General features: G+C 68.1%; 21 protein-coding genes. 9 read left to right on the forward strand and 12 right to left on the reverse strand.

The window, feature by feature from the left end; translation table 11 throughout:
- Window positions 1-2: 2 nt before the first annotated feature.
- The 8 genes from trpS to BLW44_RS01890 form a co-directional block, all read right to left on the reverse strand.
- Entirely contained in the window at window positions 3-1,037 is a 1,035-nt protein-coding gene (gene trpS, locus BLW44_RS01855) for a tryptophan--tRNA ligase (protein WP_060926196.1), read from the reverse strand.
- A gap of 323 nt (window positions 1,038-1,360) precedes the next feature.
- Entirely contained in the window at window positions 1,361-2,074 is a 714-nt protein-coding gene (locus BLW44_RS17915) for a DUF3800 domain-containing protein (RefSeq protein ID WP_175473390.1), read from the reverse strand.
- Window positions 2,075-2,188: 114 nt separating this feature from the next.
- Window positions 2,189-2,944, reverse strand: coding sequence for an ABC transporter ATP-binding protein (locus BLW44_RS01865; protein WP_060926194.1), 756 nt, complete (start codon window positions 2,942-2,944; stop codon window positions 2,189-2,191).
- Entirely contained in the window at window positions 2,941-3,738 is a 798-nt protein-coding gene (locus BLW44_RS01870; protein ID WP_060926193.1) for an ATP-binding cassette domain-containing protein, read from the reverse strand. The genes BLW44_RS01865 and BLW44_RS01870 overlap by 4 nt, the downstream gene beginning before the upstream one ends.
- On the reverse strand, window positions 3,735-4,595 hold the full coding sequence (locus BLW44_RS01875; protein WP_060926192.1) for an ABC transporter permease: 861 nt from the start codon (window positions 4,593-4,595) through the stop codon (window positions 3,735-3,737). The genes BLW44_RS01870 and BLW44_RS01875 overlap by 4 nt, the downstream gene beginning before the upstream one ends.
- Window positions 4,592-5,554: an ABC transporter permease gene (locus BLW44_RS01880; RefSeq protein WP_060926191.1), complete on the reverse strand. Its 963-nt coding sequence runs from the start codon at window positions 5,552-5,554 to the stop codon at window positions 4,592-4,594. The genes BLW44_RS01875 and BLW44_RS01880 overlap by 4 nt, the downstream gene beginning before the upstream one ends.
- A gap of 53 nt (window positions 5,555-5,607) precedes the next feature.
- Window positions 5,608-7,101, reverse strand: coding sequence for an ABC transporter substrate-binding protein (locus BLW44_RS01885; protein WP_060926190.1), 1,494 nt, complete (start codon window positions 7,099-7,101; stop codon window positions 5,608-5,610).
- Between the two features lie 28 nt (window positions 7,102-7,129).
- Window positions 7,130-7,825 (reverse strand): DUF1684 domain-containing protein, encoded by a 696-nt coding sequence (locus BLW44_RS01890; protein ID WP_060926189.1) that lies wholly within the window; start codon window positions 7,823-7,825, stop codon window positions 7,130-7,132.
- A 114-nt stretch (window positions 7,826-7,939) separates the two neighbouring features.
- Here BLW44_RS01890 and BLW44_RS01895 point away from each other — a divergent pair, with 114 nt between their 5' ends.
- Both BLW44_RS01895 and BLW44_RS01900 read left to right on the forward strand, forming a co-directional pair.
- Entirely contained in the window at window positions 7,940-8,185 is a 246-nt protein-coding gene (locus tag BLW44_RS01895) for a ribbon-helix-helix domain-containing protein (protein ID WP_060926188.1), read from the forward strand.
- Entirely contained in the window at window positions 8,182-8,502 is a 321-nt protein-coding gene (locus tag BLW44_RS01900) for a type II toxin-antitoxin system RelE/ParE family toxin (RefSeq protein WP_060926187.1), read from the forward strand. Before BLW44_RS01895 ends, BLW44_RS01900 begins: the two co-directional genes overlap by 4 nt.
- Window positions 8,503-8,808: 306 nt before the next feature.
- Here the strand turns inward: BLW44_RS01900 and BLW44_RS01905 are convergent, their stop codons facing one another.
- Together BLW44_RS01905 and BLW44_RS01910 are read right to left on the reverse strand one after the other, a co-directional pair.
- Window positions 8,809-9,933 (reverse strand): hypothetical protein, encoded by a 1,125-nt coding sequence (locus BLW44_RS01905; protein ID WP_060926186.1) that lies wholly within the window; start codon window positions 9,931-9,933, stop codon window positions 8,809-8,811.
- Window positions 9,930-10,901, reverse strand: a complete 972-nt coding sequence (locus BLW44_RS01910) for a hypothetical protein (RefSeq protein WP_060926265.1) — start codon at window positions 10,899-10,901, stop codon at window positions 9,930-9,932. The genes BLW44_RS01905 and BLW44_RS01910 overlap by 4 nt, the downstream gene beginning before the upstream one ends.
- 206 nt (window positions 10,902-11,107) lie before the next feature.
- Here BLW44_RS01910 and BLW44_RS01915 point away from each other — a divergent pair, with 206 nt between their 5' ends.
- Window positions 11,108-11,467, forward strand: coding sequence for an avidin-fold protein (locus BLW44_RS01915; protein WP_245647362.1), 360 nt, complete (start codon window positions 11,108-11,110; stop codon window positions 11,465-11,467).
- A gap of 21 nt (window positions 11,468-11,488) precedes the next feature.
- Here BLW44_RS01915 and BLW44_RS01920 read toward each other — a convergent pair whose 3' ends face one another.
- Entirely contained in the window at window positions 11,489-12,022 is a 534-nt protein-coding gene (locus BLW44_RS01920) for an Lrp/AsnC family transcriptional regulator (protein WP_060926184.1), read from the reverse strand.
- Window positions 12,023-12,224: 202 nt separating this feature from the next.
- Here BLW44_RS01920 and BLW44_RS01925 point away from each other — a divergent pair, with 202 nt between their 5' ends.
- From BLW44_RS01925 to BLW44_RS01945, 6 genes are read left to right on the forward strand one after another with little or no spacing between them, the layout of a single operon-like run.
- Window positions 12,225-13,811 (forward strand): ABC transporter substrate-binding protein, encoded by a 1,587-nt coding sequence (locus BLW44_RS01925; RefSeq protein ID WP_060926183.1) that lies wholly within the window; start codon window positions 12,225-12,227, stop codon window positions 13,809-13,811.
- Window positions 13,812-13,825: 14 nt separating this feature from the next.
- On the forward strand, window positions 13,826-14,887 hold the full coding sequence (locus tag BLW44_RS01930) for an ABC transporter permease (RefSeq protein WP_060926182.1): 1,062 nt from the start codon (window positions 13,826-13,828) through the stop codon (window positions 14,885-14,887).
- Window positions 14,884-15,795, forward strand: coding sequence for an ABC transporter permease (locus tag BLW44_RS01935; protein WP_060926181.1), 912 nt, complete (start codon window positions 14,884-14,886; stop codon window positions 15,793-15,795). Before BLW44_RS01930 ends, BLW44_RS01935 begins: the two co-directional genes overlap by 4 nt.
- Window positions 15,792-16,682 (forward strand): ABC transporter ATP-binding protein, encoded by an 891-nt coding sequence (locus BLW44_RS01940; protein ID WP_082724483.1) that lies wholly within the window; start codon window positions 15,792-15,794, stop codon window positions 16,680-16,682. Before BLW44_RS01935 ends, BLW44_RS01940 begins: the two co-directional genes overlap by 4 nt.
- The gene (locus tag BLW44_RS18155; RefSeq protein WP_254775105.1) at window positions 16,675-16,893 is read left to right on the forward strand and encodes an ATP-binding cassette domain-containing protein; all 219 of its coding nucleotides are present in this window, start codon (window positions 16,675-16,677) and stop codon (window positions 16,891-16,893) included. The genes BLW44_RS01940 and BLW44_RS18155 overlap by 8 nt, the downstream gene beginning before the upstream one ends.
- Window positions 16,890-17,513 (forward strand): ATP-binding cassette domain-containing protein, encoded by a 624-nt coding sequence (locus tag BLW44_RS01945; RefSeq protein WP_254775106.1) that lies wholly within the window; start codon window positions 16,890-16,892, stop codon window positions 17,511-17,513. Before BLW44_RS18155 ends, BLW44_RS01945 begins: the two co-directional genes overlap by 4 nt.
- 182 nt (window positions 17,514-17,695) lie before the next feature.
- Here the strand turns inward: BLW44_RS01945 and BLW44_RS01950 are convergent, their stop codons facing one another.
- Entirely contained in the window at window positions 17,696-18,397 is a 702-nt protein-coding gene (locus tag BLW44_RS01950) for a hypothetical protein (protein WP_245647361.1), read from the reverse strand.
- Between the last annotated feature and the right edge of the window lie 138 nt (window positions 18,398-18,535).

The raw sequence follows: 18,535 nt of genomic DNA on the forward strand, positions 1-18,535 counted from the left end.
CCTCAGTAGACCATCCCCATCGCCGCGCGCACCTCGTCGAGGGTCGTCTCCGCGATCGCGTTCGCGCGCGCATTCCCCTCCCGGATCACAGCTGCGGCGTCAGACATCGTGAGCGATGCACGCCGGGCCCGATGGTCTGCGAGGAACTCGTTCACGGCCTCTGTGGTGAGGCGCTTGAGCGCGCCGGCTCCTGCAGCGCCCACCTCGTCTGCGATCTCCTCCGGCGTGCGGTCGAGAACGACCGCAGCCGTCGCGAGCAACCCCGATACTCCGGGCCGGTTCGCGGGGTCGTATGTGATCGTGCGCTCCGAATCGGTGGGGGCGCGACGGATGGCGTCGGCGGTCTCGTCAGCCGTCATGCCGAGCGCGATGGCGTTCCCGTAGCTCTTCGACATCTTGCGCCCGTCGAGACCGGGGAGCTCGGGAGTGTCGGTGACGAGAGCGGCAGGCTCCGGGAACACGTCGCCGTATCGCTCGGTGAATCGACGCGCGATGGTGCGCGTCATCTCGACGTGCGGCAGGTTGTCCTTCCCCACCGGAACGAGGTTGCCCTTGCAGAACAGGATGTCGGCTGCTTGGTGGACGGGATATGTGAGTAACAGCCCGCTCAGCGATCGTCCGGATGCTGCCAGCTCCGCCTTGACCGTCGGGTTGCGGTGCAGTTCGGCCTCGGTGACCAGGCTCAGGAAGGGGAGGAGGAGCTGGTTGAGGGCCGGCACGGCCGAATGGGTGAAGACCGTGCTCGCTGCCGGGTCGAGCCCGGCGGCGAGGTAGTCGAGAACCGCGTCGTACACGTTGCCGCGCACGTCCCCGACGGAGTCGCGGTCGGTGATGACCTGGTAGTCGGCGAGGATGACGAACGTCTCGACACCGGCATCCTGCAGCCGGACGCGTTCGCGGATCGTGCCGAAGTAGTGCCCGAGGTGCAGTCGTCCGGTGGGGCGTTCCCCGGTGAGAACGCGGAATCTCTCGGGGTGCTGCTCGATCGCCTCGCGGAGAGCGGGCATGCGAGCGAGCGTTGCGGCGTACGAGTCCATGATCTGCTCCTGATTCGAAAGGAGCTGCACGGACGTGGTGCTGCGAACGGGTCGCGGGCTGCCGTGCAGCCCGCGCGAGAATGCGTTACGGCTGCTCCGGCAGCCACCACGACGAAACGGTGAAACGCATGGGTCGAGGATAGTGTCGTTCCGCGTTCGAAGCGAGTCCGGAGCGCACGCTGTGGCGGGGATCGTGACAGACGAGCGCCTGAGAACATGTGTTCCGGAATGCGATTCGGCGGAGCCGACAAGGAGCGCTCCGTCTTGTAGACTGTGTATGCAGGCCCGCCCCACTCTCGTGGATAAGCGGGTCTCGCTGTCTGTCAGGCCATGTCGATCGGATCCCCGAGCGGATTCAAATGTCTGAGGTAGTCGCCGTACCAGGTCCACGCGAACTCATTGCCCGCGTGAGGGTTCAGGTGAGTAAACCCGGACCAGGCGACGATGTCCGCGATCTGAGTCCATTGAGACCGTCGAGAACTGTGGAACATCGGATCCTCGATGATCCGACGCGTGGAAAGGCTCAATGCCCGGTGCGCGCTGTAGTAGATGGGATCAGTTCCATCCCCGTCCATCCCGACGATCCCGAAGTCGTGCGAAGCGTGCAATTGCGAATCCCACAGGGCGACAAGGGATGAGTACACAGCTTCACGGTCTTGATTGATCGCCTTGTTTCGAAGGGGCGACCGCTTGAAACACACACCGATCTCGATGTGCGGGCAATCGCGCACCGCTTCGAGACATCGCAATGCAACCTCGCGTCCGAAGGGCTTCCAGAGAGTCACACCATTCCTCACGAAGCGAGAAGGTGGTGTCGAGGAGACACGGCCGCGGCCGTTGACGAGCGCAGTCGTGTGCAGTTCCTCTGATGTCGGAATTCCGTAGTCCGCGACAAGTCTCTTGCGAAACGTCAGCCAGTACGCGAGCACGGCGTCCCAGCGTGCGACCGCGAGCTCGATCCATCCGTAGACGATCCATCCGTCGTCGAGATTGCCAGAATCGTCCGCGTAGAACATGTGTGAAATCGGTCCCGCCACCCGGAAACCGTATCTGCGTGCCCCGGGCGATCGAGCGGCCAGCGAGAGCTGGTGGACGGAATACCGGAACTGGATTTCAGATCCATCGTCGCGAAACGAAAGGCTGAACGGCACTCAGCGAGGGAGCCGCGGAACCGCGTCGACCAGCGCGCGCGTGTACGGGTCCTGGGGCGCGTGCAGGACTGATGCGGTCGGGCCCTGCTCGACGACGCGACCGTTCTGCAGCACGACCGTGCGGTCGCAGGCCGAGGCGATCGCGGTGAGATCGTGCGACACCATCACGAGCGACAGACCGTTCTCACGCCGCAGCCGGTCGAGCAGTTCGAGCACCTGCACGCGCGTGGTGACGTCGAGGGCGCTCACCGGCTCATCCGCGAGCAGCACGCGGGGACGCGAGACCACGGCTCGGGCGATCGCGATGCGCTGGCGCTGGCCGCCCGAGAACTCGTGCGGGTAGCGGCGGGCGGTGTCGGCGGGGAGTCCGACGGACTCGAGCGCTTCCGCGACGCGACGCTCGGCGTCGGCTCCGGATGCCAGGCGCAACGACCGCAGGGGCTCTCCGACGATGCGGTCGATGCGTTGACGAGGGTCGAGCGACGAGTACGGGTCCTGGAACACCGGCTGCACGCTCGCCCGGAACCGACGCATCTGGGCCCGGTCGCGCAGCGACAGGGGGGCACCGTCGAACAGCACCTGACCGTCGCGCGGCGCCGCGAGTCCGAGCAGCAGCCGCAGGATCGTCGACTTGCCCGCACCCGATTCCCCCACGAGACCGAGCGAGTCACCCTCGTCGAGGCTCAGTGAGACGTCGTCGAGCACCCGGCGCGATCCGTAGGCGAAGCCGGCACCGCGGAGTTCGAGGAGGCTCATGCGCCGTCCTCCTTCGCATCGAGGTACGCGTCGAGCGCGCGGGCACTGTCGACCAGCATCCGCGTGTACGGTTCCGCCGGATGCTGCAGCACCTCGGTGACCGCCCCCTCCTCGACGACCACCCCGTCGCGCAGTACGACGATCCGATCGACCATGCGCGAGACGACAGCGAGGTCGTGGCTGATGAACAGCAGCGCCATGCCGCGGTCGGCGACGAGTCGTTCGAGCAGCGCGAGCACGGCATCCTGCACCGTCACATCGAGCGCGGTGGTGGGCTCGTCCGCGATGAGCAGCTGCGGCCGGGCGGCGAGAGCGATCGCGATCGCCACACGCTGGCGTTGACCGCCCGAGAGCTCGTGCGGGTAGGCGCGGGCGATCCGCGGGTCGGACAGCGCCACCTCGTCGAGCGCCGCTGCGACGGCCGAGCGCAGCTCCGCGCCGCGCAGGCCGAGATGACGACGAAGCGGCTCGGCGATCTGCCGACCCACCCGCATCAGCGGGTCGAGCGCCGTGAGCGGCTCCTGGAACACGACCTGGGCGACCGGTCCGCGCAACGGCCTCAGGTCGGCATCCCGCGCACCGACGACCTGATGCCCGTCGAGCAGCACGGAGCCGGACGGCACGAGAGAATCCGGCAGCAGACCGGTGACCGCGAGCGAGGTGAGCGACTTGCCCGACCCGGACTCGCCGATCAGCCCCAGGCGCTCGCCGGCCTGCAGAGTGAACGAGACATCGCGCACGAGAGCCCCGGATCCGGAGCGCACGGTGAGGCCTGAGACGTCGAGCATGCTCATCGGCTCCTCCTGCGGGTGGGGTCGGCGAGATCTCGCAGACCGTCGGCGAGGAAGTTGACTCCGAGCACGAGCGCGATGATCGCGATCCCGGGGGCGATCGCTCCGACGGGTGCCACCAGCACGGTGCCCTGCGCCTCCTGCAGCATCCGCCCCCACGAGGCGTTGGGCGGGGGAGCGCCGAGTCCGAGGTACGACAGGCTTGCCTCCGCGAGCACGGCCGCGCCGAACTGCAGCGCGAGGCTGACGGCGAGGGTCGGGGCGATGTTCGGCAGCACGTGCTGCGCGATGATCCCCAGTACCGAGGTCCCGCTCGTGCGTGCGGCGGTGATGTACTGCTCCTGCAGCACGCGGCGCGACAGGATCCGGGTGAGACGCGCGACGACCGCCGACATCGCCAGTCCGATCGCGAGCACGGCCGACCACAGCGATGCTCCCTGCACCGCGACGACGAGCATCGCGAGCAGAAGTACAGGGAACGCGATCACGACGTCGAGTCCGGCGGAGAGCGTGTCATCGACCCAGGGGCGCGAGAAGGCGGCGATCAGACCGATGATCACGCCGAGCACGGCGGCGATCGCCACCGAGCAGATGCCGACGATCAAGGCGATCCGGGCACCCCACATGAGCTGCGAGAGCAGGTCGCGGCCGAGTCGATCGGTGCCGAGCAGGTGCAGCGCACTCGGCCCCTCGAGGCGACTTCCGCTCGTGTCGGCGAGCGGGTAGGGCAGCCAGAACAGCGACACCAGCGCGATGAGCGCGATGATGCCGGTGAGCACGAGCCCGATCAGCAGGGTCGCCTTCGGCCGCCTCCGCACAGGGACGGATCCGGTGATCAGCTGCTCGGCGACGCGGCTCATCGATTGCCCGAGACGCTCGTGCGCAGACGCGGATCGATCAGGCGCTGCACGATGTCGGCGGCGAACCCGACGAGCAGCACGAAGAGGGTGCTGACGACGAGGACGCCCTGGATGACCTGGAAGTCGTGCTGTTCGATGGCCGACAGCAGCAGGCTGCCGAGGCCGGGAAGTGTGAAGACGCTCTCGACGACGACGGCCCCGAGCAGAGTGGTGGACAGCTCGATGCCGAGGATCGCGACGACCGGCACCGAGCCGTTGCGCACGCCGTGACGCAGCAGCGCCTCGGACATGCCCGACCCGCCGGCGCGCGCGGTGCGGAGGTAATCGCTGCCGATCACATCGAGGGTGGCGGAGCGCACGTAGCGGCTGAGAGACGCACTCATCACGATCACGATCGTCGTCACCGGCAGGGCGAGAGAGCGCAGCGCGTCGGCCGGATCCTCCCAGTCGTCTCGCGGGAATCCGCCCGACGGCAGCAGGCCGAGGCCGAGGGCGAACACCCACACCAGCACCACGCCGACCCAGAAGACCGGCACGGCCACGCCCAACTGAGCGAAGCCCGAGAGCGCGATGCCGTACCAGCGATCGGACTTCACGGCGGCGGTGATGCCGATCACCAGGGACACGAGCAGGGCGACCGTGAACGCGATGAGCGTGAGTGGAAGGGTCACGGCGAGGCGATCGGCGATGTCGGGACCGACGGGACGCGAGCTCAGGAACGACTCACCGAGGTCGAAGCGCAGCAGCTGACCGGCCCACGTCGTGAACTGCTGCAGGAGGGGCTGATCCGAGCCGACCTGTGCGCGGGCGGCGGCGATCTGCTCGGGCGTCGCGTTCACCGAGAGCAGGGCGTTCGCCGGGTCGCCGGGAAGCAGCCGCAGCAGCACGAAGATCGCGATCATCGCCACGAGGAGCGAGACCACGAGGAACGCGAGGCGGCGCAGCAGGTAGGCGAGCATGGCTTCTCAGGATGAAAGAGGGGGATGCCGACGCGCGGCATCCCCCTCGCGCGTCAGGACTTGACGATGTCGTAGGCGAAGAACTGGGAGTTCAGGCCGTTGACGGGGTAACCGCTGAGGTCGCTCGAGGCGACCACGATCTGCGGGTACAGGTACAACCATACGCTCGCGGCATCCTCGGCGATCTTCTCGTTGACCTGCTTCAGCAGTGCCGTCTGCTCGTCGGTCGTGGCGGCCTGCTCGGCCTCGGCGACCCACTTCTGCACGTCGGCGTCGTCGTAGCCCCAGTAGAAGTCGGGGTTGCCGTACCAGACCACGTCACGGTCGTTCACGTGCTCTTGCAGTGTGGCCTGGAAGTCCTGCTCCTTGAACACCTTCGTGTACCACTCGTCGGCGCTGATCGTGTTGATCTCGACCGTGATGCCGACCTCGGCCAGCTGCGACTGCAGGAACTCCGCGACGGCGGGGTGCGGGTCGTAGCTCGGGGTGTCGAGCGTGAAGGTGAAGCCGTCGGCGTAGCCGGCCTCGGCGAGCAGATCCTTCGAGAGGTCGACGTCGTACGGGTTCACCTCGGTGAGGTCCTCGTACCAGGGGTCGGTCGGCGGCACCATCGATCCGATGAGCGTGCCGTAGTCGCCCCAGATCGACTCGAGGAGCTTCTGGGTGTCGATGGCGGAGTAGATCGCCTTGCGCACCTTGGCGTCGTCGAACGGCGCGACGCGGTCGTTGAACGCGAGCAGCTCCTTCGTGGTCGAGGTGCCCTCGCTCACGACGTAGTCGTCGGAGTCGAACTGCGAGAGCGAGTCGGGGCTCTGCACGCTGGTGATGACGTCGATCTCGCCCGTGAGCAGGGCGTTGTTCTCGGCCGTCGCGTCGGTGAAGTACGTGTAGACGACCTCGCCGTTCTTGGCCGGCTCGCCCCAGTAGTCGTCCCAGCGCTCGAGGGTCAGGGTCGACCCCTTCTTCCACTCGTCGAGCGTGTAGGGGCCGGTTCCGTCCTCCGACTCGGTGATGTCGCCCGCCTCGTCGTTCACGATCCAGACGTAGCTGAGGTTGTAGAGGAACGAGATCGATCGCTGCGAGAGCGTGAACACGACGGTCTGGTCGTCGGGGGTCGCGATGTCGGCGATGACCTCGAAGCTCGACTTGCGGGCCGACACCGAGTCCTCGGCCGTCACGGCCTCGATGCTCGACTTGACGTCGGCGGAGGTGAGCGGGTCGCCGGAGTGGAACGTCACATCGTCGCGCAGCGTCACGGTGTACGTGAGTCCGTCGTCCGAGACCTCGGCGTCCGCGGCGAGGAGCGGCTCGACCTCGCCGTCGTCGGTCAGCCGGTAGAGGCCTTCGTAGACGTTGCCGGTCAGCGCCTCGGTCACTCCCTGGCCGCCGCCCTGAGTGTTGCTCAGGTTGGTCGGCTCGTAGAGCGAGCCGATCAGGATGGTCGCGTCTTCGCTCGCGGCGTCGTCCGTGGCTCCCGACGCGCAGCCGGCCACGAGGGCGAGCGTGGCGACGGCGCCGAGCGCGCCGAGGATGCGGGTTCTTCTCATGAGTACTCCAGGGTGAGAGTGCGCGGCGTCACGCCGCGTAGATGTCGAAGCCGTCGCGGAAGACGACGTTCTTCTCGCCTGCTCGGATAGGCAGGGGGAAGCGGTTGGATGCCGGCGGCAGCGGGCAGTTGTACTGGGCGCTGAATCCGCAGGGCGGCACGAACGCGCGGTTGAAATCGAGGGTCACATCGCCCTCGTCATCCCGCAGCTCCACGAACAGGAACCGGCCGGACCCGTAGGTCTCCGAGCCGTTGGTCTCGTCGCCGAACACGAGCAGCAGGGTGCCGCCGTCGTCGAAGGCGGCGAGGGTGTACTCGCGTCCGTCGAGCTCGAGGTGGATGTCGCCGGGGACCGCCAGGTCGCGGGTGCCGCCGTTGTCGCGGATGTGCTCGAAAGGCACCGTGCGGGCACCGGCGACGGGGGTGAAGCGTCCCTCCAGCACCCAGGCCGGGTCGTAGTCATACGTGTCGATGCGGTCGAACGCTCGGATCGCCGGGGAGTCGGCATCCCAGAAGCGGAGTCCGTACTCGGCCTCGCCGGTGTCGATGTCCGTGCGTCGGAGGGCGGTCACCGTTACAGAGTCCGCTGCGGCCTGTCGCTCGGCCTCCACGTCGGGACGCCCGCCCGTCCAGCGGGTCTCGACGAGGGCGAGGTTGCCGGTCGCGGACGTGACGGAGGCACGGCGCTCGGCCTGCCACTGGCTGTGGGATTCGCGTTCAGACATCGCCTTCCATTCTCTTGCATGCAGAACGCGGTGGGGCCGTCGACGTCACTCGGGGTAACGGGATACCGGGCCGACGCGGATGACAAAGCTTGCCATCGAAAGTAGAATCGCCGTATGGCCACGATGAATGTCTCGCTCCCCGGTGCCCTCAAGGAGTTCGTCGAGGACCAGGTGGTCGAGCGCGGCTTCGGCACCAGCAGTGAGTTCGTTCGCGACCTGATCCGGAAGGAGCAGGCCCGCGCGGCGCTCCGGGCCCTCGTCATCTCCGGCATGGGTTCAGGCCCAGGGTCTGAGATGGACGACGACTACTTCAGGAGGCTGCGCGCGCGGGTGAGCAACGCAGAATTCGCCGACGAGTGAGTGTTCGACGGGTCGTCACGTCTGCATCCGCGGACGAGGACATCCTGGGGGCCATCGACTACTACGTGCTGTCCGGTGCCATCGACGCGGCGAGTGGGTTCATCGATGCGCTGCAGGATGCGAAGGACCTCATCGCGGAGTTCCCTGCGATCGGCTCCTCGCGATTCGCGCTCGAGACGGAGATCCTCGACCTGCGTGACGTCGGGGTGAAGCGGTTCCCCTTCATCATCTTTTATACGGACGACGCGGATGCCGTCCGCATCCACCGGGTCCTCCACAACAGTCGAGACCTCCCGGTCGGCCTCGCCGGAGCATGAGGGAGTGCGGCAGCCGATGCACGAATGTCGCGTCGCAAAGAGCTCCTGAGCCCTCATTTCGCACGTTTCTGGACCGGATGCAACGCGTTCGGTCGACTCTTTTCGACGCAATGGTATGCAACGTATGCCGGTATACCATTACTCGTATACGCGCAGAGTCGTCAGTCCCCAGCTGACCCGCGCGTGTGGACGGTTCGACCGTCCTGCGGAGAAGGAGTCAGATCCTTCTCTGATCCCGAGGGGGGATGGGGTGGGCAGCTGATCCCCAGTCAGCACCCACCCCCACACTCTCCCTCGGGCCTGATCTCAGAGCGATCGGGACCAGATCCAGAACGCCGCGATCCCGATCACGAACAGGATCGGGATCCACTGCACGCTGCGCTTCAGGCGTCGGCCCTGCTGCGCGACGCCTGGCGGAGGCAAGAGCAGCCCCGCCGGTGGGGCGAACGGAAGCCGGTCGCTCGCCTCCTGCGGCGCCACGGGGGAAGCAGCGGATGCCGCCGGACTCTCGAGCAGCAGTCGGTCGTCACGCCACCGGGCCCACTGGTCGAACTTCGTGATCAGCGCGCCGACCGCGCCGAACAGCCACGCCCAGGTCGCCGGATCCAGTGTCGAGACCTTGCGCTGCGTGTAGAGGAACACCCAGTCGTCGACGATCTCGACGTCGAGCTCTGCGGCGTTGTCGATGAAGCGCGCCATGATGTCGGGGCTGAACAGATAGAGGGCGTCGCGCTCGTAGCCCTCGGGGCAGTACAGCGTGAAGTACTGGTCGAAGTCGCCTTCCAGCGAGAGACGCTGCTCCTTCTGGAAGGACGCGGGCAGGTTCGACCCGAAGCCGTTGTTGCCCTTCGCGTCGAGGACGATGTTGGGCAGGGGCACGTCGAGCTTCACGGCGACGTAGCCCCAGCGGTAGGTCGTGGAGTTCTTCCCCGAGCGCACCGTGTACTGGTAGTTGCCGAACTCGACGAAGCGCGGCCTCGTGCCCCGCACCAGATCGGTCGACAGGCGCGAGCTGCCGAGGCTGAAGATCATCCCGGGCAGCGAGGGTGAGGCGACTCTTCCCTCGTACGACATGCCGTTGGCCAGGGCGAAGCGGTTCAGGCGGTAGCGGGTCTCGCGGGCGCGGCGCCATCCCACCACGCCGATGACGCCTCCGACGAAGGCGGCACCTCCGAAGAGGAGGAGGCCGATCGTCGCGATCCCCGTCTCTCCGGACGTGAACATGCTGACGACCGTCATCACGAGCACCGGAACCGTGATCGCCGCGATCAGCACCATGATCACGATGGCGATCACGGACGACAGTGAGGTCTCGGACGCCCCCCGCGACTTCAGTTCGGCGGCGAAGGCGCTGACCGCCTTCGGGTCGACGGGGTCGGTCAGCGGCGCGGCGTCGAAGGACGGGGTCGACCGGGGCTGCGGCGCGGTCATCGGTTCACCTCGTCAGACTCCCAGGTGAGCTCCGCGTTCTCCGGGATGGGGAACGCCTCCAGCCGATCGTCCGCGCAGATCTCGGCGATGAGCTCTGCACTCCCCGCCACGATCGTGGAGTCGTAGTCGATCTCGCTCACGAGGACCCAAGAGCGGTCGTCGGGCCACAGGATGCTGGGGCTCTGGGCCGCAGGGGGGAAGCCGTGCTCCTCGGCCGGCACATCCCGCCACGGCACGTCGAGCACCCACTCAGGGCGGGCGAACGCGCTCGGTGCGCCGCGGAACAGCACGTGGTCGCGGTTCGGCAGTCGGAATCTCGGCCCCTCCGAGATCTCGCGCGACAGGATCCCCTCCTGCCAGGTCGGTTTGCGGAAAACGTTGTTGAACGGGTCATGGATGCTGCGATCCAGCATCGCCTGGTGCTGCGGGTCGTCGCTGAACGTGACGAACGCGCGCGACGGTCCGTGGCCCAGGTGACCGACGAGTCCGCCGCGTCCTTCCCAGAGCGCGGCGAATCCGGCATCCGGAGTGCTCGTGTGGCCGATGAGGTGCGCGGTGACGGCGGCGAGCAGCTCCGGCGAGGTCTCGCCGTCCATCGGCGCGGTGAACTCCCGACCGTCGGGGGAGATGCGCTGGTTCCAGTCCTCGCCCGGAGGGGTGCGCACGATGCGCTGCCATTGCGCGAGGGGATGCAGGGTCGTGCCGAACGCGGATGCCGTCTCGGCCCACGTCGCGGGCGCGTCGATGAGGCGGTCGAAGATCGCCTGCCGCTCGGCCGGCGTCATCGCGTCGTACTCGTCGTGCGTCGGCACCGGGCGGTCGGGCAGCGAGCGCACGGCCGCGGGGTGCAGGATTCGCACGTAGGCGGGGAACCCCTGCGGCACCACGACGTGCATCGTCTCGCCCCACCCCGCATCGAGCCGGTCGCGGAGCCAGTCGCCGGCCGAGGTGTCAGAGGTCCACTGCATGCGACCCACGGTACCGGGGGCCTCTCGCATCACCCGGGGACGCGGCGGAGGAAGGGGGACTCGAAGGGGGTGAGGGCGGAGACGAAAACGACTCGGCCCGGCTGCTCCCGGCGGATTCGTCTCGCACTCACCACCCGGCGGGCCGCCCGCCCAGACGCTTCTCGGCGCCGGATGAACCAGGCCCGGACGCCCTCCATAATCGGAGGGTGAGCTCGACTGCAACGATCCCCTCCCTCGACGGCCGCCGCTTCCTGATGGTCTCCTCGACCACCTCCGCGGTGGATGCGACGTCACCCAGCGAGTTCGTCTACTGGGAGCGCGACGGCGCGATCTGGGGAGAGTACTCGGGCGACACGGTGACCTTCGGGCGGTTCGTCGGCACGCGCACGGCAGACACCATCTGGGTCTCGTTCGTGCACGTGCTCGTGGCCGACGGCAGCGTGGTCACCGGAGACGGCGAGAGCGAACTCGAGCTCACGGAGGACGGTCGCATCCGCCTCGTCGAGCACTACGAGATGCACGGACTGCCGCAGCTGAGCGTCTGCGAAGAACCCGCAGCCGCCTGACGGCTCATGCCGGCGCGCGGGTCAGCGCGGCGGCAGCGTGTCGCGACCGGGAGTCGCCGGTGTCCACCGGGTCATGCCCAGCGGCGTCGCGAGGTCGCGCTCCGGCAGGTCGCTCGGCAGCAGGTACGACCGGCGGACGACCTCGTCGAGCACGACCACGCTGACGACCGTGCGGACCTCTGGCAGCTGGGCGATGACGCCGGTGGTGAACTCATGCACGCCGCTCACATCGACAGCACGGATCAGCAGCATCGCGTCGTGCTCGCCGGTCGTGATCGCGCACCATTCGACATCGGGCATCTCGAGCACGCTCTCACGGAACGACGCCCACGCCTGCGGGTGCACCGTGACGAACACGAGCGCGCCGATGGAGAGCCCGGCCTTGGACTGATCGACCCGCGCGCTGAAGCCCGTGATCACGCCGTCCTGCATCAGCGACTCGACGCGGGTGTACGCATTGGCGCGCGAGATGCCCACCGTCTCGGCCAGCGCGGCGATCGAAATGCGACCGTTATCACGCAGCGTCTCGAGGATTCTGTATCCGATGTCGTCCAATGGAGCGGCACTTCGTCCAGATTGCCTCACGGCTTCTTCGCTCTTGGTGGACACAATGCTCCTCACGGACAGGCTCATGGACAGACTGTGATCACGTCTGCATTCTTGCTGGACACATAGTCCCATACAATGCGAATCTGATCACCGGTCGTCCACCCGGCGTCGACCGAACCCGTGAAACTCCTCGCCCCTGGAGGCCCCCATGTCGTCACGTCGCAGCACGTCCGTCATCGCGATCGGAGCGGTCTCGCTCCTCGCTCTCGCTGGTTGCTCCGGTGGCAACTCGGCGAACAACGGCGGAGATTCCTCCGGTTCCGACTCGCTGGTCATCGATACCGCGTTCTCGATCGAGACCGCAGACCCCGGTCACACGTACGACCCGACCGGGAACATGATCGCCAAGGCCCTGTACGAGACGCTCGTCGACTTCGAGGGATCTGACGTCTCGACCCCGGTCCCCGGCCTCGCCTCATGGGAGCAGAACGACGAGGCGACCGAGTTCACCTTCACGCTCGAGGGCGACCGCGTCTTCTCGGACGGCACGCCGATCGAGGCCAAGGACGTCGTCTTCACCCTGCAGCGCATCCAGGGCATGACCGAGGCCAAGCCGAACTTCCTCCTCGGCGGGCTCACCATCACGGAGGTCGACGAGAAGACCATCTCGATCACCTCCGAGACGCCGCTGCTGCAGCTGCCGGCGATCCTCGCGAACCCGGCGCTGGGCATCGTGAACTCCGACGTCGTGATCGAGAACGGCGGCACCACCGACGGCACCGACAGTGCGCAGAAGTTCCTCGACGGCACGTCAGCGGGTTCTGGTCCGTTCGTGCTCGACACGCTCGACCTCTCCTCGCAGGTCGTCCTGACCAAGAGCGACGAGTACGACGGTGACGAGAAGGCCGCGTACGACCGCGTCGTGGTGCGCAACGTCTCGGAGAGCGCCACGCAGCTCGCCAACCTCAAGGGCGGCGACTCGATGGTCGCGATGGATCTGAACGGCGACCAGGTCTCGGGCCTCGGCGACGGACTGAACGTCGAGTCCGTGCCGTCGGGCCAGACCATCTTCCTGCTGCTCAACCAGTCCGAGGCCGTCGCGGGTGACCTCGCCAACGTGAAGATCGCCGAGGCGATCCGCTACGCCCTCGACTACGACGCGCTGCTGGAGCTCGCGGGTGCGGGCGCCGTTCAGGCGACCGGCGTGATCCCCCCCGGATTCGAGGGCGCCCTGGACAGCGGTGTGGAGCAGGACCTCGACAAGTCGAAGGCTGCTCTCGCCGAGGCCGGTTACACGGGTCAGACCCTGAAGCTGCAGTTCCCGAACGACTACCCGGTCGGCGGCGTGGAGTTCACCCCGCTCGCCGAGCGCATCCAGGCCCAGCTCGAGGATGCCGGCATCGCCGTCGAACTCGCGCCGGCCCCCTTCGCCACCGAGCTCGACGCGTACGTCAACGGCACCGAGGGCTTCGGCCTGTGGTTCTGGGGTCCTGACTACGCCGACTCCGCCAACTTCCTGCCGTTCGCTCCCGGACTCAAGGTCGGCCTGCGCGCCGGCTGGGCTGCCGAGGCGAACCCCGAGATCGCGGGCATCGCGGCCGGTGCCGCCGCCGCGACCGACGAGGCCCAGCGCAGCGAGGCATTCGCCTCCTTCGCCGAGGCGATGCAGGCCGAGGGCCCCTTCGTGCCGCTGATCGTCCCCGGCCGCAACATCGCCACGGCGGATGCCGTCTCCGGCGCCGTGTACAACTCGGTGTGGGAGATGGACATCGCCGAGATCACGCCCGCCGGCTGATCGGGAGCTGACTCATGACGACGGTGGCCGTGCGACGGCAGGCACAGCGTCGCAGGTCGCCGCTCGTCGGATACCTGCTGCGCCGGATCGGCACTTCGCTGCTCCTTCTCGTGGGGGTCACGATCGTGACCTTCGCACTGACGAACCTCGTGCCCGGCGACCCCGTGTCGGCGGCGCTGGGTGAGGGAGCATCGCAGAACCCGGCGACACGTGAGGCGTTCATCAAGGCCCAGGGCCTCGACCAGCCCCTCTTCGTGCAGTACTTCATCTACATGGGGAACCTGCTCCGCGGGGACCTCGGCACATCGCTGGTGACCGGGCGACCGGTCACCAGCGATCTCGCCACCGCCGTGCCGGCGACGATCGAGATCGCGATCGGCGCCATCATCCTCAGCCTCGCCGTGAGCGTGGTGCTCGGGACGCTCGCCGCCTACCGTCGCGGACTCGTCACCGATCAGGTGATCCGCATCGTGACGCTGATCGGCCTGAGCGTGCCGACGTTCTGGCTCGCGCTGGTCAGCTTCTACCTGTTCTTCCTCGAGCTGCGGATCGCCCCAGGATCCGGACGCATCTCGCCGTCCATCACGCCGCCGCCCCGCATCACCGGGCTCTACACGGTCGACTACCTGCTCAACGGCGACGGCGTCGGATTCGCGGATGCGCTCGCGCACCTGGCTCTGCCGGTGATGGTGCTCTCGCTCGTGACGATCGGTCTGCTCACCCGCTTCATCCGCACCTCGGTGCTCGAGGTGCTCGGCAGCGACTACGTGCGCGCTGCCCGGGCGAAGGGCCTTCCCGCGATGCGCGTGATCCTCGACTACGTCCTGCGCGGGGCCTCCCTTCCGATCCTCACCGTCGTCGGCGTCGCGTTCGGCTCGCTGCTGTCCGGTACCGTGCTCGTCGAGTCGGTGTTCGCGTGGCCGGGCCTGGGCACCTACGCCTACAACTCGGCGGCGAACCTCGACCTGCCCGGCATCATGGGCGTGGGTCTGGTCGTCGGCGTCATCTACCTCCTCATCAACTTCGTCGTCGACCTGCTCTACGGCGTCCTCGACCCGAGAGTGAGGATCGCATGAGCCGCATCGACTCGGCATCCGGTCCCTGGCGCTTCCGCTTCCGGTGGCCGCGAGCCTGGCGCACACCGCTCGGCGTGATCGGCACCGTGATCGCGGGAGCGTGGATCATCGTCGCGTTCACCGCGCAGTGGTGGGTGCCGTTCGGCCCGAACGCCCAGGTGCTGCCGCGCCTGCAGGAGCCAGGGATCGACACCCTGCTCGGTACGGACGGCAACGGCCGCGACATCTTCTCACGCCTGATGACGGGAGCGACGGTGAGCCTTCCGCTCGCGCTCATGCTCGTGATCGCCGCGATGATCATCGGCACCGTGATCGGCGCCGTCGCCGGCTACTTCGGCGGCTGGGTCGACGAGACGCTGATGCGCATCACCGACCTGTTCATGGCGTTCCCGACCGTCATCCTGGCGATGGTGGTGGCGGCATCCCTCGGTCCGTCCCTCTTCAACGCCGTGATCGCGGCGATCGTGGTGTCGTGGCCGCAGTACTCGCGAGTCACCCGCAGCATCGTGCTCGGCCTCCGCGGCCAGAACTACGTGATCGCCGGTCGCCTTCTCGGCCACTCGCCGCTGCGGACCCTCTTCATCGACATCCTCCCGAACATCGCCGGCCCCGTGCTGGTGCTGGCCACGCTCGACATCGGAGCCGCGATCCTGCTGCTCTCCGGGCTGTCGTTCCTCGGTCTCGGCGCCCAGCCGCCGACGGCTGAGTGGGGATCCATGATCTCGGCGGCGATGCAGAACTTCGACGCCTGGTGGCTCGGCGTCTTCCCTGGCCTCGCGATCCTGACCGTCGTGCTGGCGTTCAACTTCCTGGGGGACGCGATGCGCGACATCCTCGACCCGACCGCAGAGGTCACGCACGAGAAGCAGGCGGAGCACGTCGCGGCGGCGAAGGGAGCGGCGGCATGAGCGCCTCGGCCCCCACGACTGCTCTGAGCATCCGCGATCTGACGATCGACATCGGGCGCCCGCTCGTGCACGGCATCTCGCTCGACCTCGAGGCCGGCCGCATCCAGGGCCTCGCGGGCGAATCCGGATCCGGCAAGACACTCACCTCGCTCGCGGTTCTCGGACTCCTGCCCCGGCAGGCCCGTACCGGCGGATCGATCACGCTCGCGGGGGAGGAGTTGGTGGGCATGCGCCGACGGGGGCTCAACCGCATCCGCGGCAAGCGCATCGCGATGATCTTCCAGGACCCGTCGGCCTCGCTGCACCCGCAGCTGCCCATCGGTCGCCAGTTGACCGATCACATGCGCGTGCACCTCGGGCTCCGGGGCGCCGCGGCGAAGGCGCGGGCCATCGAACTGCTCGAGACGGTGCAGGTGCCGAATCCGGATGCCGCGCTCGCGCGCTACCCGCACCAGTTCTCGGGCGGTCAGCGCCAGCGCATCGCGATCGCGTGCGCCTTGGCCTGCGACCCCGAGGTGCTGCTGGCCGATGAGCCGACCACCGCCCTCGATGTGACGGTGCAGGCCGGCATCCTCCGGCTGCTGCGCGACCTCGCCATCGAGCGGAACCTCGCGGTGCTGCTCGTCACCCACGACCTCGGCGTGATGAGCGCGATCGCCGACGATGTCGCCGTGATGAAGAACGGTCGGATCGTCGAGCGCGCCGATCGGGCGACGCTGTTCCGCGACCCGCAGCACGAGTACACCCGCACGCTGCTCGCGGCCCTGCCGGGGTCGAAGCTCGAGGACACTGCGGTGGCACCGGATGCCACGGCGGTCGATCCGGTCGTCGATCCCGTCGTGCCGATCGCAGCGCCGGGTGCCGAAGAGGAGGCCGCAGATGAGTGAGACAGCCGTCCTCGACGCGCGCGACGTGGTCGTGCGCTACCCCGGCAGCCCGCCGGTGATCGCCGTCGACGGCGTCTCGCTGAGCGTCGCCCCCGGCGAGACCGTGGCGCTCGTCGGCGAGTCGGGCAGTGGCAAGTCGAGCCTCGCCCGCGCGGTCGTGGGCATCGAGAAGCTCGCCGGGGGAGAGGTCCGGTTCAGGGATGCCCCGTGAAGCCGCTCGGCATCCGTCGGCGCGACCTCGCGCTCACCGGCATCCAGATGGTCTTCCAGGATCCGTCGACGTCGCTCAACCCGCGGCGCCGGGTGGGCGACCAGATCGCCGACGGCATCGCCACGGCTCGCGCTCGTGGAGCCGAGGGGTCGACGGTCGCGGAATGGCTGGAACGCGTGGGACTCCCGACCGAGGTGGCGACACGCTTCCCCCACCAGTTCTCGGGTGGTCAGAAGCAGCGTCTCGCGATCGCGCGAGCGCTCGCCGCACGGCCGTCGCTGCTCGTCGCCGACGAGCCGATCTCGGCGCTGGACGCCTCGACGCAGACCAGCGTGGCCGGACTCATGCGAGACCTCGTCGCCGAATCGGGCGCGGGGATGCTGTTCATCTCGCACGACCTCGCGGTCGTGCGCCGCATCGCCGACCGCACCTTCGTGATGTTCGCCGGTCGGGTGCTCGAGGCGGGCGCGACGGATCGCGTGTGGTCGTCGCCGCAGCATCCGTACACTCAGGCGCTCCTCGCCGCGATCCCCGAGCCGGACGGCGCAGGTCGCATCCCGGTCGCCCCCTCGACGAACGAGCGCGTCGTGTGGTCGGAGATCGCCCCCGTCATCGACTGACGCTCGGTCTGTCGCCCCGTGTGGCGGACTTCGCCGTGATGGGCGGCTCATATGCTGCCGGATCTCCGCCCCACGGGGAGCTCTCCGCCTGTCGCGGCGCGGTCATCCGCGCATCAGCGATCCTGCCGAACGCACTGCGGGCCGAGGCGATTCGCCCCGGCCCGCAGCTTCAGTTCAGTGGATCAGAGCGGAGCCTTGATGTCCTGCTCGACATCCCACTCGGTGACCTCCATCGTGATCTCGATCTCCTGGCCGGCGGCCTCGGAGTTCGCGGTCGAGGCGAGCACGACGTAGTCCGAGGAGACCTCGTAGACGATGTCGACCGAGACGCCCTGCATCTCGGAGGTGCCGGAGACGAGGTAGACGTCCTCGCCGAGGCGGGTTCCGGTGCCGGTGACGGTGAACTCGCCCGTCAGCGCGCCGGCTGCCGTCGCGGGGTCGGTCTCGGCGATGGTCGCGGCGCCGGTGCTCAGGCCCGCGATGACCGGGTCGGACGAGTTCGGGTCGGCGACCTGCCACTCGCTCGTAGAGGACTTGACCCAGACGTCGTCGCCGATCACGATCAGCGATCCCGCGGGCGAGATCGACTCGACCGCGTCGGTCGACGGGTTGTAGCGCGCGGTCGACTCCATGCCGAGGATGGTGGTCTTCGCGGCGTAGCCGGAGCTGTCGTTCATCGACTCCGTGATGCAGGTGCCGAGCTCGGCGCCGTCGATCGTGGCGCCCTCCGCGAGCTCTGGGCAGTTCGATTCCGGTGCGGTGGTCTCTTCCGCTCCGGCGGCGGGCTTCTCGTCGGCGGGCTTCTCAGAGCCTCCTGCGGAACAGCCGGTGAGCAATACGGCGGCGGTCAGGACGATGCCGACCCCCCACTTGTTGACGCGCATGGCGCTTCCCCCTTCGGTCGTGTGCGCGCTGACTCTCATCGCGCACGGATACCAGCATGCCAAGTCCGACGCTCGGGTGGTGGAGGCAGACCGAAGGTTTCTCCGCTAGACTGTCAAGGTTGTCTGCCATCAGGCGCC

The sequence above is a fragment of the Microbacterium hydrocarbonoxydans genome (genome assembly GCF_900105205.1).
Taxonomy (GTDB): Bacteria; Actinomycetota; Actinomycetes; order Actinomycetales; family Microbacteriaceae; genus Microbacterium; species Microbacterium hydrocarbonoxydans.